Annotated in this window: 1 protein-coding gene and 1 pseudogene; both read right to left on the bottom strand. The window is 45.9% G+C overall.

Annotation, left to right across the window (positions count from 1 at the left end):
- Positions 1–359, bottom strand: a 359-nt coding sequence (locus UW3_RS0102300) for a protein-tyrosine phosphatase family protein (protein WP_010220586.1), incomplete at its 3' end; no start/stop codon positions are given.
- Positions 360–376: 17 nt separating this feature from the next.
- Positions 377–493 (bottom strand): annotated as a pseudogene (locus UW3_RS28595) (IS30 family transposase); the annotation flags it as partial.
- Positions 494–525: the final 32 nt, after the last annotated feature.

Here is a 525-nt window from a genome sequence, read left to right as displayed (position 1 = left end):
CCCTTATCCAAGGCGGTTGTAATGGCATCGCACCCGGCTAGAAGTTGATCCAGCGTCGGCACGGAAAAATCTTTGACGGGAAGGGATTTATAAGAAATACCCTTATTTTTTAATGTCACGTCGGCGCCAGGCTGAAGCCCATTTTCGTTCAAACTTACAATGCATTTGATATTGTAAATATCCAACAACTTCAACGCCGGCGTATCGAACTTCTGCAGTTCATCCTTCCCTTGATAGTAAGGCTGAGAACTTCGAAAAACCCTGACAGCCTTTTCATCCAAAGTAACCCAGTTTTTAAAAACCTCCGTTTTATCGCTAAGTAGGCTTTTCACATACCCATCGAGCTGATTCACTTTCATTTCACGCCCCTTCATTTTTTGAGGCTGGGTATGTTCATACTGCGCAGCTTGCCGGCAATTTGCTCAGGAGACAAACGCTCACGCAGCATATGAGCCACTCACTCGAAACGTTCGCTGCCCGGCAATAGCTTACGCTTATAGACTTACGCACTGTAAACCGTAGGGA

The organism is Pseudomonas donghuensis (assembly GCF_000259195.1).
Lineage (GTDB): Bacteria > Pseudomonadota > Gammaproteobacteria > Pseudomonadales > Pseudomonadaceae > Aquipseudomonas > Aquipseudomonas donghuensis.
The sequence above is the reverse complement of the archived record's forward strand: the minus strand, read 5'-3'. Positions and strand labels throughout refer to the sequence as shown.